The sequence below is a fragment of the Amycolatopsis methanolica 239 genome (assembly GCF_000739085.1).
In the GTDB taxonomy this organism is placed as follows: Bacteria; Actinomycetota; Actinomycetes; order Mycobacteriales; family Pseudonocardiaceae; genus Amycolatopsis_E; species Amycolatopsis_E methanolica.
Window position 1 is genome coordinate 4,117,189 of sequence record NZ_CP009110.1, and the last position, 22,899, is coordinate 4,140,087.

Sequence of the window (22,899 nt, forward strand, 5' to 3'; positions counted from 1 at the left end):
CCCGAACGTAGGCGGTGCAACCACTTCCGGACAGGCGTGTTCGCCCTGAGCGTGGCGGGTTCGCCCAGAGCGATCAATACAGAGCGATCAACCCAGCGCGATCAACCCGCGTCGATCAGCCCCTCGCGAATCGCGAACAACGCCGCCTGCGTCCGCGACGGCAACTGCAGCTTGGTCAGCACATGGCTCACATGAGTGCGCGCCGTCCGTTCGCTGATGGACAGCTTCGTGGCGATCTGCCGGTTGGACAACCCCTGCGCGACCAGTGCCAGGATCGTCCGCTCGCGCGCGGTGAGCGCTGCCAGCCCCATCGGCGGCGACACCAGCTGCCGCGTCAGCCGGGCCGCCACGGCCGGGTCCAGATGCACCTCGCCGCGCGCCGCGGACCGGATCGCGGCCGCGACCTCGTCCGGGTCGGCGTCCTTGAGCAGGTACCCGGCCGCCCCGGCCTGCAGCGCCACGTGCACCCGCTCGGTCTCGCCGAAGCTGGTCAGCACCACCACCCGGACGCCCGGGTACTTCGCCGCGATCGCCTTGAGCGCGGTGATGCCGTCCACCTTGGGCATCAGCACGTCCATCAGCACCACCTGCGGCAGCTCGCCCTGCGCGGCCAGCCGCGCCAGCTCCGCCAGCGCCCGCTCGCCGTCGGCGGCCTCGGCGACCACCTCGATGCCCTCGGCGCTTTCCAGGTATGCCGCGATACCGCGCCGCACCACGGCGTGGTCGTCGACCACCAGCACTCCGATCACGCCGGTCACCGCGGGCATGGCATCCGCACCCTGACCCGGCACCCGGCCGCGGTGTTGCCGATCTCCATCGTTCCCCTCCAGCGCTGGGCTCGTTCCCGCATGGACACCACGCCGAGCCCGCCCGCGGGTGGCCCGGTCAGCCCGATCCCGTCGTCGCAGATCTCGACCACCAGTTCCCCGCCCGCCCTGGACACGCTGACCACCGCGGTGGTCGCCTGGGCGTGCTTGACGACGTTGTGCAGGCCCTCCTGCACGATGCGGAACACGTCCTCGGCCTGCTCGGCGGGCAGTTCCGGCTGCTCGCCCGACCAGAACCGGATCTTCACGCCGGAGGAGGCCTGCACCGACTCGGCCAGCGTCCGCACGGCCTCGCCGAGCCCGCGCCCGGCCAGTTCCAGCGGGTGCAGCTGCAGCACCAGGCCGCGCAGGTCGGCCAGGGCCTGCTGGGCCAGGTCGAGCAGTTCGTCGGCGATGTCGCGCACCTTGCCGTCGCCGGCGTGCGCGCGCAGCGCCTTGGCCTGCATCCGCATCGAAAACACCTGCTGCACCACCGAATCGTGCAGCTCGCGCGCCAACCGGGCCCGCTCCTCCAGCCGCGCCTCCTGCCGGGAGCGGGCCAGCAGATCGGCCGAGTCGACGGCCATCGCGGCCTGGTCGGCCATGGCCTCCAGGAACTCCAGCATCTCCCGCGCCGGGTCCTCGCCCGGCGAGTAGAACGCGTTGAGCACGCCGACCGCACGGCCGCGCACCACGAGCGGGACCGCGGCGAAGGTGTCCCAGTCGGGGGCACCCATGATCGCGTGCAGCGGGCCCCACGTGGGATCGGCCAGCACCGCGGCCTTGCGGTGCGGCACGACGATCCGCTTCTGGGCCTGGAACGCTTCGACGAACATCAGCCGGGCGCCCAGCTTGCGGCACTCCTCCAGGCGTTCGGTGAAGTCGTCGGCGCCGGTGAACCCGGCCTTGCCGACGACCCGCATGGTGCCGCCCTCGACGCGCAGGATCTGCACGGCCGCGATGTGCGTGGCCTGCACCACCTCCCGCGCCACGACGTCGAGCGTCACGCTGAGCGAGGCCGCGTCGGCCACGCTGGACGCGGCGCGCGCGATCGCGGCGAGCCGCCGTTGCCCGTCCCCGGCCGTCCGCGCACCGCGGTGGCAGGCGCTCGTCAGTTCGCTCAAGCTGGACCCCTTCGTTCAGCGGCCCCCAGTCTCACCAGCGCAAGCGCCCGCACGCAAGTGATCCGCGACAGATGTCCTACTCCGGACGGCCGGGTCGATGCCGAGCCAGCGGAACGCGTTGCGCCACAAAAGGTCCGCTTCCTGCTCGGCGGGGAGCCCGAGCAGGCGGGCGGTGCGCCCGGCCGGTTCCTCGCGCGGCATGGCCGGGAAGTCCGAGCCGATCAGCAGCCGGTCGGCGCCGAGCAGGTCCACCAGGTAGCGCAGGGCGCGGGCGTCGAACACCATCGAGTCGTAGTAGAACCGGCGGGCGCAGTCCAGCGGCGACGGGCCGTCGTCGGGCATGATCGCCCGCTCCCGCACCGGGGGTTCCTCGTTCCAGGTGCCGCTCCAGAAGTACTGGGCCCGGGTCACCATCAGGGGGAAGCCGCCCGCGGCGTGGCTGAAGGAGATCCGCAGGCCGGGGCACTTGGCCGCGGTCCCGCCGCTGATCAGCGACGCCGCCGCGAGCGCGCCCTCGATGCCGACCACGTACGTGCCCATCGCCGACGCCGGCAGGCGGTCCATCGGGGCCGGCATGGCGTGCACGAACACCGGCAGGTTCAGCCGCTCGGCCTCGGCGAAGAACGGCAGGAACCGTTCGTCGCCGATCGAGGCGCCGAGCACGTTGGACGCGATCTCCACGCCGCGCAGCCCGGCCTCGGCGATGGCGGTCAGCTCGGCGGCCGCGGTGTCCGGGTCCTGCATCGGCACCATCCCGAACCCGGCGAACCGCGCGGGGTCGGTGGCGCACAGCTGCGCGGTGAACTCGTTGACGTGCCGGGCGAGCGCGAGCCCGTCGGCGAGGGGCAGGTCGTAGCGCAGCAGCGGCGGCATCGGGGTGAGGACCTCGAAGTCCACCCCGGACACGGCCATCTCCTCGACCCTGCGCTCGGCGTCGAAGAACGCGTCCCGGGCACGGAAGCGCAGCGACCCGAACAGCAGCTCACGGGCCGTGTCGCCGTCGACCGGCGTCATGCGCGGGAAGCACTCCGGGGCGTCGGCCGGGTAGTCGCGGGGCAGCAGGTGGGCGTGGGCGTCGGCGAGCATCGGGCTCCTCACGGGTGGACGGAGACGTGGACGGCGGACTCGCCGGGCACCTCACCGGCGAGGGTCTCCATTGCCAGCGCCGCCTGTTCGAGGCCGAAGGTGTGGGTGTGCAGCTTCGCCAGCGGGTAGCGGCCGGATTCGATGATCGCGATGGCCTGCTTGTTGGCGGTCGCGTCCACCCCGAACGCGCCGACGACGGTGAGGGCGCGGTTGATGATCAGGTCGGTGGGCACCGGGATCTCGCGGCCGCCCTTGAGCCCGGCCAGCACGACCCGCCCGCCCTGCCGGGCGGCCTTGAACGCGTCGGTGACCGGGGCGGCGGCCATCGGGGTGAGTTCCAGGACGACGTCGGCCATCGCGCCGCCGGTGACGTCGCCGACGAACTCGACGGTGTCCACGGCGTCGTCGCCGTCCACGACGATCGCGTGGTCGGCGCCCAGGTCGAGGGCGAGGTCGAGCTTGTGCCGGTCGGACTCCAGCCCGGTGACGATGATCGAGCCCGCCCCGGCGTGCCGGGCGGCGATCACGCAGGACAGGCCGCGCTGCCCGGCGCCGAGCACCAGCACGGTGTCGCCGAGCCCGACCTGGCCGAGCCCGCACGCCCACCGCACCCCGGCGCCGAGCGGGTTGAACATGGCCGCGACCTCGACCGGCACCGACTTGTCGATTTTGTGCAGCACCGCGCCGGGTGAGAGGTAGAGGTGCTCGGCGAGCCCGCCCCACAGCGACGGCGCGACGTCGATGCCGGTGACGCCGTGGCCGCGCGTGCGGTTGGGGCAGAACTGGTAGCGGCCGGTCAGGCAATGGTGGCAGGACCGGCACGGGATGATGACCTCCAGCGCGACCCGGTCCCCCGGCTGCACGCCCCACCGCTTCGCGGCTTCGTCGCCGATCTCCTCGACGATGCCGAGCGGTTCGTGGCCGGGGATCACCGGGCCACCGGAGCCCATGCGCAGGTGTCCCTTGTAGGCCTCGACGTCGCTGCCGCAGATGCCGTTGGCCTCCACGCGCAACAACCCGGTGTCCGGTCCGATCTCCGGGCGCGGGAACTCCCGCATCTCGATGGCGCGCGGGCCGGTCTGCACGGCGGCGCGGACGGTTTCTCCCATGGCAAGGCGCCTTTCTGCTCAGCCGGCGAGCCGGGTCAGGCGGGACTTCATCTCGGAGCGCTCCAGCGATCCGGGCGGGACGAGGGTGACCGCGGCCCGCACCGACAGGCGGGAGCGGATCAGGTGCTCCAGTTCGCCGCGCAGCTGGTCGCGGTCGCCGGGGTGCTCGCCCCATTCGGCCTCGACGCACAGCGGCGGTTGGACGCGCGGGCCCGGTCCGGGCAGCACGATCTGCACCGCGCCGGTGGTGCGCGGGTGCAGGGTCTGCACCAGGTCGCGCACGGCGGAGGGGAACACGTTGACGCCGAGCACGATCAGCATGTCGTCGGTGCGCCCGACACAGCGGATCAGCGGGGCGCCGTCGGCCGCGAGGCCGGTGACGACGACCCGGTCGCGGGTGCGGAACCGGACCAGCGGGCAGCATTCGCGGTCGAGGGAGGTGTAGACCAGCTCGCCGGTGGCGCCGGGCTCGGGGACGACGGGCCGGCCGGTGTCCGGGTCGATCAGCTCGACGACGACGTGCCGCCCGCCGGTGAACCGCATCCCGCCGGTGCCCGGTTCCTCGCCGAACAGGACCGGCGCCATGTCGGCGTTGCCGAGCCCTTCGGTGACGGTCGCGCCCCATTCGGCTTCCACGTGCGCGCGGAACGCGGGTTCTCCCCCGCCGGGTTCGCCGCCGACGAACACCTTCCGCACCCCGAACTCGCGGGGGTCGCGGCCGTGCGAGCGCAGGTACTCGGCGAGGTAGCGGGCGTAGGACGGGGTCGAGTGCAGCGCGGTGACGCCGAGGGTTTCCAGTGCCAGCAACGCTTTCTCCGACGCGCCGGTGCCGATCGGGATGACGGTGGAGCCGATGGATTCGAGCGCGTCGCGGATGGGCAGGCCGCCGACGAACAGGGTGAGCCCGGCGCCGTGCAGGACGACGTCGTCGGGGCGGGCGCCCATGGTGCGGAAGGCGCGGGCCACCATTTCGGTCCAGGACTGGGCGTCGCGGCGGGTGACGCCGACCCAGCTGGGTTTGCCGGTGGTGCCGGTGGAGGCGTGCACGCGGATCACCTCGGCCAGGCCGGTGCCGGCGTGGCGGCCCAGCGGCGGCGCGGCGGCCTGCGACTCGCGCAGCATGGCCTTGGTGGTGAAGGGCAGTTTCGGCAGGTCGACGAGCGAGTCGACGGCGGCGGGCTGGACGCCGTGCCCGGTCCAGAGGTCGGCGTAGAACGGCGACCGCGCGGGCAGTGCCCGCAGCTGTTCGCGCAGCGCTGCGGTGACGGCCTCGCGGTCCGCGGGCGCGACGAAATCGGGTGTGACCACAGGAGGACCTTTCGGGCTCAGCCGGCCGTGAGCGCGGGCCGCGCGACGTGGGGAAGGACCTCGGCGCCGAGCAGGGCGATGTGCTCGAGGTCGTGGATGTCGTAGATGTGCAGGTACACGGTGTCCGCGCCGGCGTCGGCCAGGTCGCCGATCCGGTCGACGACCTGGGCCGGGGTGCCGACGGCGGCGTTCTCGCGGATGAAGTCGGAGCCGATGATCTCGCCGCGGCGGGCGGCTTCGGCGCGGGTGGCACCGCAGGCGACGGGCAGCACCGCGGACAGCCGCGGCTCGGCGGGGTCGCGGCCGATCGCCTCGCAGGCCCGGTGGAAGGTCGCGTAGCGTTCGCGCAGATCGCCGCCGAGGGCGCCGTTGAACTCACTGGCATAGCGCGCCGCGATCGCCGGGGTGCGTTTCGGGCCGCTGCCGCCGACGATGACCGGCGGGTGCGGGTCCTGGACCGGGCGGGGCGGGGTCCGGTTGTCGTCGATGCGGTAGTGCTTGCCCTCGAAGGAAAACGGGCTCTCGCGCCACAGGCCGGTAATGATCGCCAGCTGTTCCTCCAGCCGGTCGAACCGCTCACCGGTGCCGGGGAACGGGATGCCGAACGCGGCGTGCTCGCGTTCGTACCAGCCGGTGCCCAGTCCGAGTTCGGCGCGGCCGCCACTCATCTCGTCGAGGCTGGCGACGATGGTGGCGAGGATGCCGGGCTGGCGGAAAGTAGCGGCGCCGACCAGCGCGCCGAGCCGCACCCGGCTGGTGTCGCGCGCGAGGCCGCCGAGGGTGGTCCAGCAGTCGGTGGGCCGGTAGGTGGTGTCGGTGGGGTCGACGCCGAGCAGGTGGTCGGAGCGGAAGAACGCGTCGAAGCCGGCGTCCTCGGTGGCTCGGGCCAAGGCGAGGATGTCGTCGTAGCCGGCGCCGTGGCGGGGCTCCATGAGCACCCGCAGCCGCCGGTCAGAGTGTGCCACGCAGCGACACCGCCTTCACCTGGGTGTAGTCGAGCACGGCGTCGGCGCCCATGGTGCGGCCGAAGCCGCTGCGCTTGTAGCCGCCGAACGGCGCGCCGGTGACCCCGGCGCCGAGCGCGGCGTTGACCGCGACCTGCCCGGCCTGCAGCCCCTTCGACATCCGCACCGCGCGGCCGAGGTCCCGCGTCCACACTGATGCGACGAGGCCGTATTCGGTGCCGTTCGCCGCTTCCAGCGCGTCCTCTTCGGACTCGACCGGGATGACCGACAGCACCGGGCCGAAGATCTCCTCCTGGGCGATGCGCATGTCCGGGGCGACGCGGTCGAACAGCGTCGGCTGGACGAAGAAGCCGCGGTCGAACCCGTCCGGTACGCCGCCGCCGAGGACCAGTTCCGCGCCCTCCTCGCGGCCGAGGCGCACGTAGTCCAGGACGCGGGCGTGCTGCTTGGCGTTGATGAGCGGGCCCATCTGGACCGGCTCGTGCCACGGCCCGACGCGCACCTTCGCCAGGTGCTCGGCCAGCCGCTGCACGACCTCGGCGTGCACGGACCGCTCGACGACGACGCGGGACCCGGCGGCGCAGATCTGCCCGGTGTTGAGCGTGATGCCCATGGCGATCGCGGGGATCGCGGCGTCCAGGTCGGCGTCGGCGAAGAGCACCTGGGGCGACTTGCCGCCCAGTTCCAGGTGCAGCGGCACGAGGTTGCGCGCGCAGGCGGCCATCACGAGCGAGCCGGTTTCCGGGGAGCCGGTGAAGCTCATGCGCCGGATGCCCGGGTGCACCGGCAGTGCCGCGCCCGCTTCGCCGCCGTAGCCGGTGACGACGTTGACCACGCCGGGCGGGATGCCCGCGTCGAGCGTGAGCCGGGCCAGCGCGAGCGGGGTGAGCGGCGCGTCCTCGGCGGGTTTGACGACGATGGTGTTGCCCGCGGCGATGGCGGCGCCGACGTCGTTGACGAACATCGGGCCGGGCGCGTTCCACGGGATGATGCTGCCGACCACGCCGTACGGTTCACGCAGGGTCAGCCCGAGCACGCCGGGGCCGGCGGGCAGCGACACGCCCTGCACCTTGTCGGCCTGCCCGGCGATGAAGGTGAGGATCCGCGCCAGCGGCGGCGGTCCCCAGTGCGGGCGGCCGACCTCGCGCGATTCGAGCTGGTCGATCTCGGTTTCGTGCTGCTCGATCAGTTGCACCCACCGCAGGATCAGCTTGCCGCGCTCGGTGGCGGGGGTGTCGCGCCAGGCCGGGAAGGCGGCCTGCGCGGCGGTGACCGCGGCGTCGATGTCGGCGGCGCCGCCGCGGGGAACCCGGGCGATGACGTCACCGGTGGCCGGGTCGAGCACGTCGATGCTGTCCCCGCCGGCCGCAGGGAGCCAGTCGCCGCCGACGAGGTGGGTGTTCTCCGTGACCAGGGCCCCGGGGCCTGGCAGAACAGTCGTCATAACCGCTCTCCTCGCTGTTGGTGAACCCGACTCTGCCGGGCCCGCGGCGAGCGGAGCGAGGCGTCTTTCGCGACGCGGAAAGGGTTCGCCGGGTGCTCAGAACTTGCTGCTGGTCTCGGCGAGGACGCCGGCGAGCAGGTCGTGTCGGTGCGGTCCGTACGACATCCGTCGCGGGCCGCGCGCGGCAAGGGGCCGACGACGTGCGCCTGCCGTGCTCCTTTACTGGAGGCACCCGTTTCCTCCAGAGTCGAAGGTGGGTGGCTGCCGCATGGCCGGTTCGACACCCAGCAGGGCCTCGATCCTGCTGGCCAGCTGCATCGGGACGTCGATCGAGTGGTACGACTACTACGTCTTCGGCAGCGCCTCGGCGCTGGTGTTCGGATCGTTGTTCTTCCCGTCGTTCTCCCCGGTGGCCGGCACGCTCGCGGCGTTCGGCACGTTCGCGGTCGGCTTCATCGCGCGCCCGCTCGGCGGCGCGGTGATCGGGCACTTCGGCGACCGCATCGGCCGCAAGTCGATGCTCGTGCTGACGCTGATGCTCGCCGGGCTGGCCACGTTCCTGATCGGCCTGCTGCCGACGTACGCGGCGATCGGGGTGGCCGCGCCGATCCTGCTGGTGTTCCTGCGGCTGGTGCAGGGGTTCGGCGTTGGCGGCGAGTGGGGCGGCGCGGTGCTGGTCGCTACCGAGCACGCCACGCCGCGGCAGCGCGCGGTATACGGCAGCTTCGCGCAGTTCGGTGTGCCGATCGGGGTGCTGACCTCGAACCTGGTGTTCCTGCTGGTCGTGGAGACCACCGGCGACGGGTTCGCCACGTGGGGCTGGCGGATCCCGTTCCTGGTCAGCGTCGCGCTGCTGGTGGTCGGGATGCTGGTGCGGCGCACGCTGACCGAGAGCCCGGAGTTCCAGCGGGTGCGCGCGACGCGGCAGGTCAGCCGGGTGCCCGCGGCGACGCTGCTGCGGGAACGGCCGGGCACGCTGCTGCTGGCGAGCCTGGCCGCGATCGCGCCACCCGCGGTGGGTTACACGGTGATGGTCTACATGCTCAGCTACGGCACGCAGGCCGCCGGCTTCGAGCGCAGCACGCTGCTGACGCTGATCCTGGCCTCGACGGTGCTGTGGATCGCGGGGATCTACGTGGCGGCGCGGTGCGCGGACCGCTGGGGCAGCAAGCCGGTGTACGCGATCGGCGCGGGTTTCGCGGTGGTGTGGGCGTGGCCGCTGTTCCTGCTCGTCGACACCGGGAGCGTGGGCGCGGCGCTGCTCGCGTTCATGGTCGCCGGGATCGTGCAGGCGATCATGGCCGGCGCGCAGGGCGCGTTGTTCACCGAGATCTTCCCGGCGCGGATGCGGTTCAGCGGCGCCTCGATCGCCTACCAGATGGGGGGTCTGGTGGGTGGCGCGGTGACGCCGCTGGCCGCGACCGGGTTGTACAGCGCCTACCACTCGTCGACGCCGATCGCCGTCTACTTGGGACTGTTGTGTGCGGTGAGCCTCGTTGCGGTGCTGGTGCTGCCCGCGCCGTCGCGGGCCGCGGTGCCCGAGGCCGTCGGGAGCGTACGATGACGACCGCGGCGGGCCGGGTGCTGGCCGTGCTGTCGGCGTTCGGACCGCGCCACCGGTCGCTGTCCTTGAGCGACATCGCGCGCCGGGCCGGGCTGACGTTGCCGACCGCGCACCGGCTGGCGGGCGAGCTGGTGTCGTGGGGCGGCCTGGAGCGGGACCCGGCGGGCCGCTATTCGGTGGGGTTGCGGTTGCTGGAGCTAGCCGCGCTGGCGCCGCGCGGGTTGCAGTTGCGGGAGGCGGCGTTCCCGTTCCTGGACGATCTGCACTCGCTGACGCGCGGCAACGTGCACCTGGCCGTGCGGGACGGCCGCGAGGTCGTCTACGTGGAGACGCTGCGGGCCAGGGCGGCCGCGACGAACAGCCGGGTGGGCGACCGCTGGCCGATGCACGCGACGGGCACCGGGCTGGTGCTGCTGGCGCACGCGGAGCCCGCGTTCCAGGCCGAGGTGCTGCGCTCACCGCTGGAGCGGTTCACCCGCTACACGATCACAGAGCCCGGCGAGCTGCGGCGGCAGCTGGCGTTCATCCGGCAGTCCGGGGTCGCGGTCGCGCGGGGCACGATCACGCCGGACGACCTGGTGGTGGCCGCCCCCGTGCGGGACCCATCAGGCCGGGTCGCGGCGGCGATCAGCGTCGTGGTGCAGGTGGCCGGCGCCCGGCCGCGCGAGCTGGCGCGCCTGCTGACGGCCACGTCGCGGTCCTTGTCGCAGCAGCTGGCCGGCGGCCCCGCGCGGGTGATGGCATCCTCGGGGGCGCGGCAGGCCGGGTGGGCCGCCCCGGCCGCCTGCGCTTCCGACCGCTGACCCCGGTCGCCTCAAGTGCTCGGCCGTTGCCTGGTTCCCCCTCGGCGCCCTGCTCGCCGACCTCGCTGAACGAGCTGCCGCCGCGATCACGGTGCGTTCCAAAGGCACTGACGTCACCCGGCCGAACTGAGGGCCGGCAGGGAGCGGCCTGGGAACATTGTCGAGCGCCGCGCTTACCTTGCTGTCGCCCTCAGCTCGCCGGAACCGGGACGTTCACCGGGCTGACCGGGCTCTCGGACGAGGGGTCGGGGCGTGGCAACCTCGGCCGAGAGCCCATCGCGAACCGAGAGGGGCTTGGCGCGAACCGTGAACTCAAGCCTGGCCTTACCACGTCCAGGAGTAGCGGGCTGGGCCGGCGGGCCCCAGAGCGCCCGCCGGCCGGGGCGCCTCAGACGAGCGACGCCGTGAGCCCGCCGTCGAGGACGTAGTGGCTTCCGGTGATCCACGTGGCCCGGTCGGAGGCGAGGAACGCGGCCACCTCCGCGATGTCCTCGGGGGTGCCGAGCCTGCCCTGCTTCATCGCCACCAGGTCGCCGAACGGGATCTGCGTCGCCGCCTCGAAGTCCGGCACCAGGCGCTCCACCATCGCGGTGTCGGCGAAGCCCGGGCAGACCGCGTTGACCCGCACGCCCGCCGGCCGCATCTCCACCGCCGCGACCCGGGTCAGCTGGATCAGCGCCGCCTTGGTCGCACAGTAGGAGCCGAGCAGCGGGCTGCCCCCGATACCGGCGATCGAGGCGATGTTGACGACGTTCCCCTTCGACGCCACCAGGTGCGGGATCGCCGCCTTCATCGCGACGAACGGCCCGCGCACGTTGACCGCGTAGATCCGGTCGAAGCTCTCCGTCGACTGCTGCAGCAGCGGCGTGGAGACCTCGATCCCAGCGTTGTTCACCAGGACGTCGAGGCCGCCGAGCAGGTCGACCGCCTGCTGGACCGCGGCCTGGACCTGGGCTTCGTCGGTGACGTCGCAGTTCGCGACGCCCGCGGCGCCGATCTCGCCGGCGGCCCGTTTGGCCGCGTCGGCGTCGATGTCGCTGACCACGACACGCGCGCCGCGGTCGGTGAACAGTTTCGCGATCGCCTTGCCGATCCCGGCACCGGATCCGGTGACGAAGACCCGCTTACCGTCCAATTCGGACATCTGTGTTCCTCTCACTTCGTTGTGGCATGGGGATCTCGGTCGTTCACGATCGCTACATGGCCTCGACCTTCGGCATGATCTCCTCCTTGAGGCGCTTGAGGTCGTCCAGCGTCTTCGCGACCGGCACGTCGGCGAACGGCGGCCACAGCATCGGCATCGTCAGGCCGGCCTCCCGGTAGCGCTTGAGCATGTCGGTGATCTGCGCGGCGGAGCCCGCCAGGAGGTTGGTGCCCTTGCCCATCGGGGTCTGGTCCATGTCCTGGTCGGTGATGACGAACCAGATCATGCTGCTGATCTCGAGGTCGTCGATCGAGCGGGCGGTGTCGAGTTCGCCCAGCTCCCGCTGGATCTCGCCGCGCCACCGCCGGATGTCCTCGGGCGAGTCCTGGATCCCGATCCAGCCGGCGAGGCCGTACGTGGCGACCCGGTTCGCCGCGCGTTTGGGGTCCTTCAGGCCGCTGAAGAAGATCGGCGGGTGCGGCTGCTGCAGCGGCTTGGCCCCGAACCCGCACGGCTCGAAGTCGGCGAACTCGCCGTGGTACTCGAAGACCTCGTTGTTCCAGATGCCCTGGATCACCTCGATCGTTTCGCGCACGTGCTTGTTTCGCTTGGGGTAGATGTGCGCGGCGCTGGAGGCGGCGAACTCCTCGGGCATCCAGCCCGCGCCGAGCGCGACGTTGAGCCTGCCGCCCGAGAGGTGGTCGATGGTGCCCAGTTCCGCGGCGAGCACACCCGGCGCACGGTAGGGCGTGTCGATGACGCTCATGCCGATGCGGACCTTGGACGTCTTCGCGGCGAGCCACGGGATCAGTGGCATGCCCTGGAACCACTGGCCCCGCGAGGACACCGGCAGGCCCTTGGGGAAGCCTTCGATCATGCCGAAGGCGTACTGCAGCTCTTGGCGGTCCGACGACTCGGGCACGACGATCCGGTCCAGCGTCCAGACGGAGTCGAAGTCGAGGTCCTCGGCAAGGGCGGTGAGGTCCTCGAGTTCCTTGACGGTCACCTTCTCACGGAAGTTGGGCAGGTACAGGGCGAGCTTCACGGTGCGGCCTCCTTGCAGCGACGTGAACGGGTGGCGCCTCAGCGGGTGCTGAGCCGGGAACGGATCTCGGTCTTGAGGACCTTGCCGACGGTTGAGCGGGGCAGATCGGGCCAGATCTCGATCTGCTTGGGCGCCTTGACGCCGCCGATGCGCGCTTTGACGAACGCGGTCAGCTCGTCGAGGTCGATCCCGGCGCCGGGCTGGAGCTGGACCACCGCGGTGACCCGTTCGCCCCACTTCTCGTCGGGCAGGCCGACCACGGCGCAGTCACGCACGGCGTCGTGGGCCATCAGCGCCTGCTCGACCTCGGCGGAGTAGACGTTGAAGCCGCCGGTGATGACCATGTCCTTGGCGCGGTCGACGATGTGCAGGTAGCCGTCCGCGTCGAGGTAGCCGATATCGCCGGTGTGGTGCCAGCCGTGGGCGGAGACCTCCGCGGTCGCTTCGCGGTTGCGGTAGTAGCCGGCCATCACCAGGGAGCCGCGCAGGCAGATCTCGCCCCGCTCGCCGCGTGGCACCGGCTTGCCGTGCTGGTCGAGGATGGCGACGGTGACCAGCGGAGACGGCCTGCCCGCGGAGGACAGCCGGGCGGTGTTGATCGTGCCGTCGGCGTTGCGGTGCTCGGCAGGCGACATCGTCGAGATCATCATCGGGGCCTCGGACTGGCCGAAGAGCTGCGCCATCGGCCCGATGCGGTCGAGGGCTTCGGCGAGCCGGGCGGCGGACATCGGCGCCGCGCCGTACCAGAAGCACTGCAGCGACGATAGATCCGTCTCGTCGAGCGCCGGATGGCCGAGGACCATGTAGATCAGCGTGGGCGGCAGGAAGGTGTGGGTGACGCGGTGTCGCTCGATGAGTTCGAGGAACCGGCCGACGTCGGGCTTGGCCATGATCACGACTTCGCCGCCGAGGGCCAGCACCGGGAAGCACAGGACGCCGGCCGCGTGGGTCAGCGGCGCCAGCGCCAGGTACACCGGGCGGCCGTCGAACGGGTAGCTCATCAGCGTGATCGCCGACATCGCCTCCAGGTTGCGGTCGGTGAGCATGACGCCCTTGGGGCGGCCCGTGGTGCCACCGGTGCCGACCAGCGCCACGACGTCGCCGGGCCGCGCCGCCTCGGCTGACGGGTCGTCGCGGGCGGCGTCGAGCCAGGCGTCGAAGCCCGCGGCGAGGTCGTCGCCGTCGCCCAGCCGGACGAACGTGGTCAGCTTCGGCAGGTTCGGCGTGATCGCGGCGACCAGGTCGTCGAACGCCGGCTGGTAGATCAGCGCCGAGCAGTCGAACAGGTCGAGCAGCTCCGCGTTCTCCGCCGCCGCGTTGCGCGGGTTGATCGGGCACCACACCGCGCCGGCCCGTGCGATGCCGAACACGCAGGCGAAGGCGGTCGGATCGTTGGCCGAGAGGATGCCGACCTTGTCCCCCGGCGCGACGCCCGAGCGCCGCAGCGCCCTGGCGACGGCGTGCGAGAGGCTGGCGACCTCGCCGTAGGTCAGGGACTTCCCGTCGAGCGTCAGGCAGGGTGCGTCCGGGTCGAGGGAAGCGCCTTTGTCCAGGTAGAAGGTCAGGGACACTGTTGTCTCCGTCGGTCGCCGGGCGCGGGAAGGTCCGGATCGGAAGTGCGGCCGCCCGCGTCGGCGGCCTGACAGGACTGTTTCCCATCTTTGGACAGTTGTCAAGATTTTTTTGGACGCTTGGTTAAGGAAACGCTCGATGGGTATCGTCTTGGGCGTGAGCAGCTCAGCAGCCGCGCGGCGGCGACCCCGTGCCGACAAGTTCGAGGACCGCAGGCGGGAACTCGCGGACGCGGCGCTGGCGACACTGGCCGACTTCGGGTACGCCCGCACGAGCCTGCGCACGATCGCCGACAACACCGAGTTCTCGCACGGGCTGCTGCACTACTACTTCGCGGACAAGATCGAGCTGATCACCTACTGCGTGCGCCGCTACAAGGCGTCGTGCGTGCAGCGGTACGAGAACCTCCTGGCCGAGGCGTCCACCCTCGACGGCCTCGCCGCCGCCTGCGGGGACGGGCTGGCCGCCACGCTCGCCGAGGCGCCGCTGATGCACCGGCTGTGGTACGACCTGCGCACGCAGTCGATGTTCGAGGAGGCGTTCCGGGACGACGTCGCGGAGATCGACGGCAGCCTGCAGAACATGATCTGGCGGGTCGTCTGCGCCTACGCCGACCTGGGCGGCATGGAGCCGGCCTGCTCCCCCTCGCAGGCCTACGCCCTGTTCGACGGGCTGTTCCAGCAGGCGCTGCTGCGTCACCTGGCCGGTTCGGAGACCGCGCTGGACGACCTCCGCGCGGGCGCCCGCGACCTGCTGCCGCGCCTGTTCGCCTGAGCGCGCGGCGCTGCCCTGGGGCGGCCGGAGCCAGATGGGTTCAGGAGCCGGGTGCGGGCTCGACCGCGCGTGTCACTCGACCCAGCCCTTGTGGAGCGCGTGATGTTGGTGGAGTGCGGATGCGCCCGTGCGATCGTGGAATCGACCGAGGTCGCCTGGCCGATCCGCCCAACAGCATCCGCGGTGGCGAGCAGGCCCTGCAGCACGATGTCCCACGTGCCGCCGACCACGAGACCAGCGGCAGCACCGAGAACCAGCCCCGATCTTCGTCGGACACGCAGCCGGTCACGGTCACGATGATCCCTTCACAGGCGTGGTCGATCGGCCGCGGATGCGAGACCGAACGTTCTCCCCGTAGACTCGGGGTGAGCGGAAAGCAGGTGAGAGGGCGTCGGAAGCACGATCCCGGCTGCTGGGGACAGCCGGCCGGCTCTTCTACGCGGAGGGGCTGCACTCGGTCGGCATCGACCGGATCGTCGCCGAGGCGAAGGTGACTCCCGCGACGCTGTACCGGCGCTTCCCGAGCAAGGACGATTTGGTCGTCGCCTACCTCACCGCGGCGGACGAACTGATCCGCGCCCAGATCGAAACCGTGCGCCAGGCCGGGCACTCCCCCGCCGACACGGTGCGCGCGGTCGCCGGCACCATCGCCGACGGCATCCGCTCCGACGGGTTCCGCGGGTGCGCCTTCCTCAACGCGGCCGCCGAGTACCCCGCGCCCGACCACCCGGTGCACCGCGCCGTCCTGACCCACCGGCAGTCGTTCCTCGACACGATCACCGAGCTGATGGCCGACACCGGCGAGACCGAACCCGAGCCGCACGCCCGCCACTTCGTCATGCTGCGGGACGGCGCGATGGCGGCGGGCTGCCTCGCCGACCCGGCGGCGGTCTGCGAGACCTTCCTGCTCGGCGTCGAAGGGATCCTGCAGTACCGCGACGCCTCGGTGGTGGACCAGGCTGCGGTGACGACCCGCCAGCGCCGCCGCCCGGCGGGGGCGTCAGCCTGACAACTGCCCGCCCGGACCGGCCGGCCGGAGATCCCGCGTGCCCGTCGCCGGCTTCGGCGAAGCCGGACTTCCCGGACGCGCCGTCAGACTCCCAGGCCGGGCGTCGCTCAGCGCTCGTCGATCCGGATCGTGTGCATCGCGGCCTCTTCGGCCGACGCGCCTGCTCCGTCAATGCCGATGTCGCGTGCGTAGAGGTCCACCTCGGCCTCGCCGCCGGCCAGGGCGATCAGCCTGCCGGTCCGCGAGTCGCCGACCTCGTCGTCCAGCAGCTCGCCGTCCGTGTCGTACGCGTCACCGAGGCCGTCGCCCTCGTCGGCGCCGGACTCGGCCACCTCGCGCGCCAGGCGCGCGGACAACTCCTCCCCCGTCGCCTCCTCGCGCGCCGTCGTTCCCCAGTCCTGCGTGGCCCACGGCCGTTCCGCCGCCGAGTAGCCCTCGTCCAGCGGGTCGGCGGGGCCCCTGGTGTCCAATGTGTCCGATGCGTCCAGCTGCTCGTAGACGTCGTCGTCGATCTCGTCGCGGTCCATGGTGCGCTCCCGTTCGTGCGAGCCTGCGCACAGCATCGCACGAACGGGAGCACTCGCATCAGGGCGTCAGGATCGCGCGGCCCCGGATGCGGCCGGCGTCGAGGTCGTCGATCGCGTCCTGGAACCGCTCCAGCGGGTACTTCGTGGTGTGCAGCCGCACCTTCCCCTGCGCCGCGAGCACCATCAGCTCGCACAGGTCGGTGTAGGAACCCACCAGGTTGCCGATGAAGTTGATCTCCGTGGAGATGATGTCGATCGTCGGCACGTCGATGTTCTCGCCGTACCCGACCACGTGGTAGTCCCCGGCCCGGCGCAGCATCCCGACCCCGTCGCGCGTCGCGCCGCCCTCGCCCACGAAGTCCAGCACCACCTCGGCCCCGGCGCCACCGGTCAGGTCCAGCACCTCCTCCACCTGCCGCCCCTCGGCGACGACCCCGTGGTCGGCGCCGATCGACACGGCCAGCTTCACCGCGTCCGGGTTGCGGTCGACGACGATCAGCTCGGCCGCGGTCAGGGCCTTCAGCACCTGGATGCCGATGTGCCCGAGCCCGCCCGCGCCGATCACCACGCACCGGTCCCCCGGCCGCAACCGCCGCGCCGCCTTGGCCGCCGCGTGGTAGGCGGTGAGCCCGGCGTCGGCGAGCGCTGCGACATCGGCCGGTTCCAGCGAATCGTCGATGTGCACCACGCTGCGCGCCGAGGTCTTCAGGTACTCCGCGTACCCGCCGTGGGTGTCGATGCCCGGGAACGCACTCGACACGCAGTGCACGTCGTCCCCGGCCCGGCACGCGGCGCACAGCCCGCACGTGATCAGCGGGTGCACGATGACCTTGTCGCCTTCCGCGACGTTGGTGACCGCGCTGCCGACCGCGTGCACCCAGCCGGCGTTCTCGTGGCCGATCGTGTACGGCAGGGTGACGCCGGACTTCTCGGCCCACTGCCCTTCCAGGATGTGGATGTCGGTGCGGCACACGCCGGCGCCGCCGATCTTCACGACGACGTCCCAGGGACCGGTGACCTCCGGTTCCGGCACCTCGGTCATCCGCAAGTTTTCGTGGTAGCCCACGACCTGTACTGCCCTCACGACACCTTCTCCTTCACGGGTGACTGGTCCGCCGCCGACTCCGGGTAGCGCGTCCGGAGCAGGCCGCGGCAGAAATGGGCGTTGCCGTCGATCGAGATGCGGATGGACCGCGCGAACCGCAGCCGCAGCGGCACTTCCTCGCGCGGGTAGCGGTTGCCGTCGTCGTCGACGAGCGCGTACGCCGACCGCTCGATGCTCAGGCCGAGCACCTCGCGGCGGCGCAACAGCGCGGCCGTCGCCGGGCCGGGCGGCAGGTCGCCGAGGACGACGTCGTGCAGCCCGTCCTCGGGCAGGCCGGCCCGCAACATCGCGGTGAGCACGCGTTCCATCGCCGCGGTGTGCGCCTTGCGGCGGAACGTGGCGCGCAGCTCCGCCAGGCTCTCCTCGGCCTCGTGCCCGAAGGTGCCGCGGTAGCCGGCGTCGGCAGCCAGCCCGCGGTTGATCAGGTCCGAGTCGTGGTGGTCGTCGAGGAACACCGCGACCTCACCGACGCCCGGCAGCACGGACAACGCGTCCTTGGCGTCGGAGGCCATCAGGTAGGCGAAGTTCGGCGAGCAGAACGACGTCGGCAGCCGCAGGTGCACGGTCACGGCGGCCCCGGACACCTCCAGGGACCGCACGAACCCGAGGTCGGTGATGGGCTCGTCCAGCTCCGGGTCGATCACGGTGTCCAGCGCGCGGCGGGCCTGCGCTTCGGTGACCATCACGCCACCGCCACGGCCTGCGGCTCCTCGCGCGGGAGCTGCAGCTCGGCGGGCACCGGGATGTCGTACATCGCGGCCGCGTTGAGCCCGAGGATCTTCTTCTTCTGCGCGGTGGTCAGCGGCGCGTACTCGGTCATGTCCTCCGGGATCTGGAAGTCGACGAACCGCTCGACCAGCCACCGCGGCGTCCAGAGCGCGTAGTCGCTGGAGAACTGGATGCGGTTCTCGTCCAGCCAGTACAGCAGTTCGCCGATGATCTGCGCGAAGTACCGCGGCCGGGTGTGGATGAACGGGATCGCGACGGCGAGTCCGGCGTGGACGTTGGGCTCCTGTGTGGCGATCCAGCAGAAGTCCTCCAGCCGCGGCAGTCCGCAGTGCTCGACGACGAAGTTCAGGTCGGGGAAGTCGGTGGCGACCTTGTCGATGTCGGCGACGTCGAAGGCGTCCCGGTCCAGCGGCCGGATCGTCGGTCCCTTGTGGACGTGGATGTTGCGGATGCCCAGTTCCTGGGCTGCTTCCAGGTACTTGTAGGACCACGAATCGTCCAGTTTGTACCCGCGGGAGTCGCCGTGCCATTCGGCGGTGTAGAGCTTGACGCCCTTGAGGCCGAAGCGTTCCGCGTCGCGGCGCAGCTGGTCCAGCCCGGCCTGTTCGAAGCGCGGGTCCCAGAAGTGGTTGTAGGTCAGCTTGTCCGGGTGGGCCTGGGCCAGGGCGAAGGCCTCCTCGGTCTGGCCGAAGCCGCGCTCGTAGAAGGCGCCGAGGTGGGCGGGCTGGAAGATGGCGTGGTCGACGTAGCCGTCTTCGAACAGGTCCTTCATCAGGCGCGCGCCGCCCTGGTAGAGGTAGTCCTCGTACGGCCACACCTCGGACTCCGGGCTGAGGTTGCGGTGGTAGTCGTAGAAGCAGTCGATGAACTGCTTGCCGTGGATGTTGCGCTGGTTCTCCGGGCGGGCGTCCCACAGCGCGATGTGGGCGTCGACGATGAAGTAGCTTTCGCCGTCCTTGGTGTACATCAGTTCAGGTCCTTCCGACGTGGCGACCGTGGCACGTGCACCGGTGACGGTAGGTAGCCGGACGCCGCGGCGGGCGCGCGTGACGTCTCAATATGAGACAGTCGGGCGACCTGCCTTTCCGGCGCGGCGCGGTAGCCTCGCCGGAACCACGCGACGATGCGGACGGGAGGTCGTCATGGTGGATCAGCGGGCGGTCCTGCCGCCCCGGCTGGCCGCGTCCTGGCAGCGCAGCAGGCAGTACGGGGTGTCACCGGAGACGGTGCGGCCGGCGTTCACCGGCACCGTCGACCACGATTCGCTGTTCTTCGAGTGCGGCCAGGAGGTGCTCTCCGGCCTGCACACGACCCTGGCCAACGAGCCGGTCAGCCTGATGCTCACCGACAGTGGCGGACTGGTGCTGAGCCGGCTGTGCGACGACAGCACCATCCTCCGCTCGCTGGACCGCGTCCACCTGGCCCCGGGCTTCTCCTACGCGGAGCGCGACGCCGGCACCAACGGGCTCGGCCTCGCGCTGGCCGACCGCGCCCCATCGCTGGTCTCCGCCGAGGAGCACTACTGCACGGGTCTGTGGGGCTACACCTGCGCCGCCGCGCCGGTGCTGGAGCCGGGCACGAACCGGCTGATCGGCAGCGTCAACCTGACCACCTGGTCGAAGTCGTCGAAGGAACTGCTGCTCGCACTGGCCCAGGCCGCGGCGGGCAACACGGCGGCGTTGATGCTCGCCCGGTCGCACGGCCACCTCGCGCCGCCCAGTCCGCGTGGCGAGGTGTTCCACGTCTACTCCGACCGGCTGCCCGCCGTCGCGGCGAACCTGTCCGGCGCCTGGTCCGACGCGCTCGCCGAAGCCCGCGCGGCCATGGAGCACGAGCGCGTGGTGTGCGTGACCGGCGAGCCGGGCAGCGGGAAGGCCGCGCTGGCGTCGATGGCCCGCCGGTCGGTGCGCCCGCGGGAACGCGTCCTCAACGCCCGTCCGCCCGCGCCGCAGGACGCGGCGTCGTGGCTCGCGCTGTGGACGCCTGAGGTGGGCAAGGCCGACACGTGCGTGATCCTCTCCGGCGCCGACGCGCTGCCCGCGTACGCCGCGGAGGAGCTGGCCGCGTTGTTCGCCTCGGCGCGCGGCGGGTTCGTGATGACGGCCGCCGACCATGCGGGCGTGCCGGACGCGCTGCGGGCCCTGGTCGACACGGTCGTCGAGGTGCCGGCGCTGCGGTACCGGCCGGACGACGTCCTCCCGCTGGCCGGGCACTTCGCGCGGGAGAGCCGCGGCCGCCGGGTCACCTTCACGCCGGCCGCCTCGCGGGCGCTGACGGCCTACCCGTGGCCGGGCAACGTCCGCCAGCTGCGGCAGGTGGTGCGCGAGGCGGTGTCGCGGGCCGACGTCGTCGACACCCGGCACCTGCCGCCGGAGGTGTTCACCAGCCCGGGCCGCCGCCTGACGCGGATGGAGGCCGTGGAGCGCGACGAGATCGTACGCTGCCTGACCAAACCGGGCACGACGGCCGCGCAGGTGGCCTCGATGCTGGGCATGAGCCGCGCCACGGTGTACCGCAAGATCGCGCAGTACGGGATCAAGGTGCCGCGCCGGTAGGTACGCTTCCGCGTCATGCCCACCGAACGTCCCGAGATCCCGACCGTCGGCGGTGAGCGCGAACTGCTGCGCGCCCACCTCGAATACCACCGCGCCACGCTGGCCTGGAAGTGCGACGGACTGTCCGATGCGGACCTGCGCAAGCAGTCCATGCCGCCGTCGACGCTCTCGCTGCTCGGGCTGGTGCGGCACATGGCCGAGGTCGAGCGCGCGTGGTTCCGGCGGACGATCAACGGGGAGACGGAGCTGCCGCTGGTGTGGTCGGACGAGGGCGACTTCCAGGTCGCCTACGACGCCTGGGAGTCCACGCGGTCGGAGGCGTTCGCGGCGTGGCAGGCCGAGGTCGAGCACGCCCGGCGCATCGAGGCGGCGGCCGATTCCCTCGACCTGGTCGTGCACTCGGCGCGCTGGGGCGCCGACGTGTCGCTGCGCGCGGTGATGCTGCACATGATCCACGAGTACGCCCGGCACAACGGGCACGCCGATTTCCTGCGCGAGGGCGTCGACGGGGTCACCGGCGCCTGACGTGCGAACCGCGCCGCGGCGCGGTAGGTGTGGTGTCGTGGACCCGGCACAGGCTTTGCGGCAGATCGCGTTCGAGCTGGAGCGTGCGGGCGCGCCGACCTACCGGGTGCGGGCGTTCCGGCGCGCCGCGGCTGTGGTGGCGGGGTTGCCGCCGGACGAGCTGGCCGAGCGCGTCCGGCTCGGCACCTTGAAGGCGCTGCCGGGCATCGGACCGGCGACGGCGCAGGTGGTGGAGCAGGCGTGCGCCGGTGAGCAGCCGGACTACCTGGCGAAACTGCTCGCGGAGGCCGCGGAGACGGACCGGTCGGGGCTGCGGGGCGCGTTGAAGGGCGACTGCCACACTCATTCGGACTGGTCGGACGGCGGCAGCCCGATCGAGGAGATGGCCGAGGCGGCGCGGGCGCTGGGGCACGAGTGGATCGCCCTGACGGATCACTCGCCGCGGCTGACGGTGGCGAACGGGTTGTCGGCCGAGCGGCTGCTGCGGCAGCTTGACGTGGTGGCGGAGCTGAACGAGAAGCTCGCGCCGTTCCGGATCCTGACGGGCATCGAGGTCGACATCCTGGAGGACGGTTCGCTCGACCAGCGGGACGACCTGCTGGAGCGGCTGGACGTGGTGGTGGCGAGCGTGCACTCGAAGCTGCGGATGCCGTCGGAGCCGATGACCGAGCGGATGCTGGCGGCGGTGCGGAACCCGCTGGTCGACGTCCTGGGGCACTGCACGGGGCGGATGGTGATGGGCCGCGGGCGCCCCCAGTCGCGGTTCGACGCCGAGCGGGTGTTCGAGGCCTGCCGCGAGAGCGGGACCGCGGTGGAGATCAACTGCCGCCCGGAACGCATGGACCCACCCGACGACCTGCTCGCGATGGCCGCCGGGATCGGCTGCGTGTTCACCATCGACACGGACGCGCACGCGCCGGGGCAGCTGGACTGGCTCGGGAACGGGACGGTGCGCGCGGAGGCCGTGGGCATCGGGCCGGAGCGCGTGCTGAACACGCTGAGCGCCACGCAACTGGGCGGCTGACGAAGCTGGTTCCTCCAAGCACAGCCGGGCCCGCCCGTCCGCGGGCTGTAGCCGCCACCGCGAGGTCGGGGGTCTGCATCCGCAGGAGCCCTGCACTTGGCGCCTTGCCCGTCCGCTCAGCCGTGCCCCCTCCGGTCATGCGTTCTGGCGCCCCCGGAACTCGTAGCCTGCCGCGCCCCGCCCTCGCGGCACCGCCGCAGCGCTCGCACCCTCGCGGCCCTCGCCCTCCGGGCCTGCCTACCGCGACCCGGACCCTCACGGCACCGCCACAGCCCTCCTACCCTCACCGCCCTCGCGCGCTCGCCCTCGCGGCGCGCCACAGCCCTCGCACCCTCGCGGCCCGCGCACCCTCGCCACCTTCGCCGCCCGCGCACCCTCACCGCGCTCGCGGGCCTCCCCGCCGCAACCCGCACCCTCACGGCCACAGCCCCGCCGCAACCCGCGGCCCGCCGCAGCGCCCTCGCACCCTCACCACCCTCGCGGCTCTCGCCCTCGCGGGCCTTCCGACCGCAACCCGCACCCTCGGGCCACCGCCACAGCCGTCACACCCTCGCCACTCTCGCCCTCGCCGGCCTTCCCGCCGCAACCCGCACCCTCGCCCGCAGCCCCCGGCGGCATCCGCGGCACTGCCGGGAACCCGCCCCATCACCCCTTCCCACCAGCTCTCCCGGCCCCTCTGCG

The 22,899-nt window shown here is 72.1% G+C and carries 21 protein-coding genes; 7 read left to right on the top strand and 14 right to left on the bottom strand.

Annotated features, from left to right (window positions below):
- Nucleotides 1-101: 101 nt before the first annotated feature.
- Genes AMETH_RS19980 through AMETH_RS20010 form a run of 7 tightly spaced genes read right to left on the bottom strand, consistent with a single transcriptional unit; the run spans nucleotide 102 to nucleotide 7,842 of the window.
- On the bottom strand, nucleotides 102-767 hold the full coding sequence (locus AMETH_RS19980) for a response regulator (RefSeq protein WP_017982922.1): 666 nt from the start codon (nucleotides 765-767) through the stop codon (nucleotides 102-104).
- Entirely contained in the window at nucleotides 755-1,930 is a 1,176-nt protein-coding gene (locus AMETH_RS19985; RefSeq protein ID WP_017982923.1) for a GAF domain-containing sensor histidine kinase, read from the bottom strand. The genes AMETH_RS19980 and AMETH_RS19985 overlap by 13 nt, the downstream gene beginning before the upstream one ends.
- A 15-nt stretch (nucleotides 1,931-1,945) precedes the next feature.
- The gene (locus tag AMETH_RS19990) at nucleotides 1,946-3,016 is read right to left on the bottom strand and encodes an amidohydrolase family protein (protein WP_017982924.1); all 1,071 of its coding nucleotides are present in this window, start codon (nucleotides 3,014-3,016) and stop codon (nucleotides 1,946-1,948) included.
- Nucleotides 3,017-3,024: 8 nt separating this feature from the next.
- The gene (locus AMETH_RS19995; protein WP_017982925.1) at nucleotides 3,025-4,125 is read right to left on the bottom strand and encodes a zinc-dependent alcohol dehydrogenase; all 1,101 of its coding nucleotides are present in this window, start codon (nucleotides 4,123-4,125) and stop codon (nucleotides 3,025-3,027) included.
- Between the two features lie 18 nt (nucleotides 4,126-4,143).
- Nucleotides 4,144-5,433, bottom strand: a complete 1,290-nt coding sequence (locus tag AMETH_RS20000) for a phenylacetate--CoA ligase family protein (protein ID WP_017982926.1) — start codon at nucleotides 5,431-5,433, stop codon at nucleotides 4,144-4,146.
- A 17-nt stretch (nucleotides 5,434-5,450) separates the two neighbouring features.
- Nucleotides 5,451-6,398: an LLM class F420-dependent oxidoreductase gene (locus AMETH_RS20005; protein WP_017982927.1), complete on the bottom strand. Its 948-nt coding sequence runs from the start codon at nucleotides 6,396-6,398 to the stop codon at nucleotides 5,451-5,453.
- Complete coding sequence (locus AMETH_RS20010) at nucleotides 6,385-7,842, bottom strand: aldehyde dehydrogenase family protein (protein WP_017982928.1); 1,458 nt, start codon at nucleotides 7,840-7,842, stop codon at nucleotides 6,385-6,387. Before AMETH_RS20010 ends, AMETH_RS20005 begins: the two co-directional genes overlap by 14 nt.
- A gap of 268 nt (nucleotides 7,843-8,110) precedes the next feature.
- Here AMETH_RS20010 and AMETH_RS20015 point away from each other — a divergent pair, with 268 nt between their 5' ends.
- Both AMETH_RS20015 and AMETH_RS20020 read left to right on the top strand, forming a co-directional pair.
- The gene (locus tag AMETH_RS20015) at nucleotides 8,111-9,406 is read left to right on the top strand and encodes an MFS transporter (RefSeq protein WP_017982929.1); all 1,296 of its coding nucleotides are present in this window, start codon (nucleotides 8,111-8,113) and stop codon (nucleotides 9,404-9,406) included.
- Nucleotides 9,403-10,209 carry an IclR family transcriptional regulator gene (locus tag AMETH_RS20020; protein ID WP_017982930.1) on the top strand — a complete coding sequence of 269 codons (807 nt, stop codon included), beginning with the start codon at nucleotides 9,403-9,405 and terminating at the stop codon, nucleotides 10,207-10,209. Before AMETH_RS20015 ends, AMETH_RS20020 begins: the two co-directional genes overlap by 4 nt.
- Before the next feature lie 388 nt (nucleotides 10,210-10,597).
- Here AMETH_RS20020 and AMETH_RS20025 read toward each other — a convergent pair whose 3' ends face one another.
- From AMETH_RS20025 to AMETH_RS20035, 3 genes are read right to left on the bottom strand one after another with little or no spacing between them, the layout of a single operon-like run.
- On the bottom strand, nucleotides 10,598-11,353 hold the full coding sequence (locus AMETH_RS20025; RefSeq protein ID WP_017982931.1) for an SDR family NAD(P)-dependent oxidoreductase: 756 nt from the start codon (nucleotides 11,351-11,353) through the stop codon (nucleotides 10,598-10,600).
- A gap of 52 nt (nucleotides 11,354-11,405) precedes the next feature.
- Nucleotides 11,406-12,398 (bottom strand): LLM class flavin-dependent oxidoreductase, encoded by a 993-nt coding sequence (locus AMETH_RS20030; protein WP_017982932.1) that lies wholly within the window; start codon nucleotides 12,396-12,398, stop codon nucleotides 11,406-11,408.
- Between the two features lie 38 nt (nucleotides 12,399-12,436).
- A complete protein-coding gene (locus AMETH_RS20035; protein WP_017982933.1) occupies nucleotides 12,437-13,969 on the bottom strand; it encodes an acyl-CoA synthetase in 1,533 nt (510 codons plus the stop codon).
- A 139-nt stretch (nucleotides 13,970-14,108) separates the two neighbouring features.
- Between AMETH_RS20035 and AMETH_RS20040 the strand changes: the two genes are divergently transcribed.
- Both AMETH_RS20040 and AMETH_RS20045 read left to right on the top strand, forming a co-directional pair.
- Nucleotides 14,109-14,744, top strand: coding sequence for a TetR family transcriptional regulator (locus AMETH_RS20040; protein ID WP_017982934.1), 636 nt, complete (start codon nucleotides 14,109-14,111; stop codon nucleotides 14,742-14,744).
- 409 nt (nucleotides 14,745-15,153) lie between these two features.
- Complete coding sequence (locus tag AMETH_RS20045) at nucleotides 15,154-15,753, top strand: TetR/AcrR family transcriptional regulator (protein WP_026153187.1); 600 nt, start codon at nucleotides 15,154-15,156, stop codon at nucleotides 15,751-15,753.
- A 107-nt stretch (nucleotides 15,754-15,860) separates the two neighbouring features.
- Here AMETH_RS20045 and AMETH_RS20050 read toward each other — a convergent pair whose 3' ends face one another.
- From AMETH_RS20050 to AMETH_RS20065, 4 genes are read right to left on the bottom strand one after another with little or no spacing between them, the layout of a single operon-like run.
- Complete coding sequence (locus AMETH_RS20050) at nucleotides 15,861-16,280, bottom strand: DUF5709 domain-containing protein (RefSeq protein ID WP_017982936.1); 420 nt, start codon at nucleotides 16,278-16,280, stop codon at nucleotides 15,861-15,863.
- Between the two features lie 58 nt (nucleotides 16,281-16,338).
- Nucleotides 16,339-17,322, bottom strand: coding sequence for an NAD(P)-dependent alcohol dehydrogenase (locus AMETH_RS20055; protein WP_410468235.1), 984 nt, complete (start codon nucleotides 17,320-17,322; stop codon nucleotides 16,339-16,341).
- A gap of 38 nt (nucleotides 17,323-17,360) precedes the next feature.
- Nucleotides 17,361-18,068, bottom strand: coding sequence for an iron-sulfur cluster assembly protein (locus AMETH_RS20060; RefSeq protein WP_017982938.1), 708 nt, complete (start codon nucleotides 18,066-18,068; stop codon nucleotides 17,361-17,363).
- The gene (locus AMETH_RS20065; RefSeq protein WP_017982939.1) at nucleotides 18,068-19,081 is read right to left on the bottom strand and encodes an amidohydrolase family protein; all 1,014 of its coding nucleotides are present in this window, start codon (nucleotides 19,079-19,081) and stop codon (nucleotides 18,068-18,070) included. Before AMETH_RS20065 ends, AMETH_RS20060 begins: the two co-directional genes overlap by 1 nt.
- 175 nt (nucleotides 19,082-19,256) lie before the next feature.
- On the opposite strand from AMETH_RS20065, the gene AMETH_RS20070 reads away from it, so the two are divergent.
- The 3 genes from AMETH_RS20070 to AMETH_RS20080 are packed head-to-tail and all read left to right on the top strand — an operon-like array spanning nucleotide 19,257 to nucleotide 22,218.
- Nucleotides 19,257-20,669: an AAA-type ATPase lid domain-containing protein gene (locus AMETH_RS20070; protein ID WP_017982940.1), complete on the top strand. Its 1,413-nt coding sequence runs from the start codon at nucleotides 19,257-19,259 to the stop codon at nucleotides 20,667-20,669.
- A 15-nt stretch (nucleotides 20,670-20,684) separates the two neighbouring features.
- Complete coding sequence (locus AMETH_RS20075; RefSeq protein ID WP_017982941.1) at nucleotides 20,685-21,194, top strand: DinB family protein; 510 nt, start codon at nucleotides 20,685-20,687, stop codon at nucleotides 21,192-21,194.
- 37 nt (nucleotides 21,195-21,231) lie between these two features.
- Entirely contained in the window at nucleotides 21,232-22,218 is a 987-nt protein-coding gene (locus tag AMETH_RS20080; RefSeq protein ID WP_017982942.1) for a PHP domain-containing protein, read from the top strand.
- Nucleotides 22,219-22,899 lie beyond the last annotated feature (681 nt).

What these genes read in the sequence shown, in the direction of transcription:
- AMETH_RS19980 (WP_017982922.1), bottom strand. Translation starts at nt 767, where the DNA reads ATGCCCGCGGTGACCGGCGTGATCGGAGTGCTGGTGGTCGACGACCAC.
- AMETH_RS19990 (WP_017982924.1), bottom strand. Translation starts at nt 3,016, where the DNA reads ATGCTCGCCGACGCCCACGCCCACCTGCTGCCCCGCGACTACCCGGCC.
- AMETH_RS19995 (WP_017982925.1), bottom strand. Translation starts at nt 4,125, where the DNA reads ATGGGAGAAACCGTCCGCGCCGCCGTGCAGACCGGCCCGCGCGCCATC.
- AMETH_RS20010 (WP_017982928.1), bottom strand. Translation starts at nt 7,842, where the DNA reads ATGACGACTGTTCTGCCAGGCCCCGGGGCCCTGGTCACGGAGAACACC.
- AMETH_RS20015 (WP_017982929.1), top strand. Translation starts at nt 8,111, where the DNA reads ATGGCCGGTTCGACACCCAGCAGGGCCTCGATCCTGCTGGCCAGCTGC.
- AMETH_RS20020 (WP_017982930.1), top strand. Translation starts at nt 9,403, where the DNA reads ATGACGACCGCGGCGGGCCGGGTGCTGGCCGTGCTGTCGGCGTTCGGA.
- AMETH_RS20025 (WP_017982931.1), bottom strand. Translation starts at nt 11,353, where the DNA reads ATGTCCGAATTGGACGGTAAGCGGGTCTTCGTCACCGGATCCGGTGCC.
- AMETH_RS20040 (WP_017982934.1), top strand. Translation starts at nt 14,109, where the DNA reads ATGGGTATCGTCTTGGGCGTGAGCAGCTCAGCAGCCGCGCGGCGGCGA.
- AMETH_RS20050 (WP_017982936.1), bottom strand. Translation starts at nt 16,280, where the DNA reads ATGGACCGCGACGAGATCGACGACGACGTCTACGAGCAGCTGGACGCA.
- AMETH_RS20055 (WP_410468235.1), bottom strand. Translation starts at nt 17,322, where the DNA reads ATGACCGAGGTGCCGGAACCGGAGGTCACCGGTCCCTGGGACGTCGTC.
- AMETH_RS20060 (WP_017982938.1), bottom strand. Translation starts at nt 18,068, where the DNA reads ATGGTCACCGAAGCGCAGGCCCGCCGCGCGCTGGACACCGTGATCGAC.
- AMETH_RS20065 (WP_017982939.1), bottom strand. Translation starts at nt 19,081, where the DNA reads ATGTACACCAAGGACGGCGAAAGCTACTTCATCGTCGACGCCCACATC.
- AMETH_RS20070 (WP_017982940.1), top strand. Translation starts at nt 19,257, where the DNA reads ATGGTGGATCAGCGGGCGGTCCTGCCGCCCCGGCTGGCCGCGTCCTGG.
- AMETH_RS20075 (WP_017982941.1), top strand. Translation starts at nt 20,685, where the DNA reads ATGCCCACCGAACGTCCCGAGATCCCGACCGTCGGCGGTGAGCGCGAA.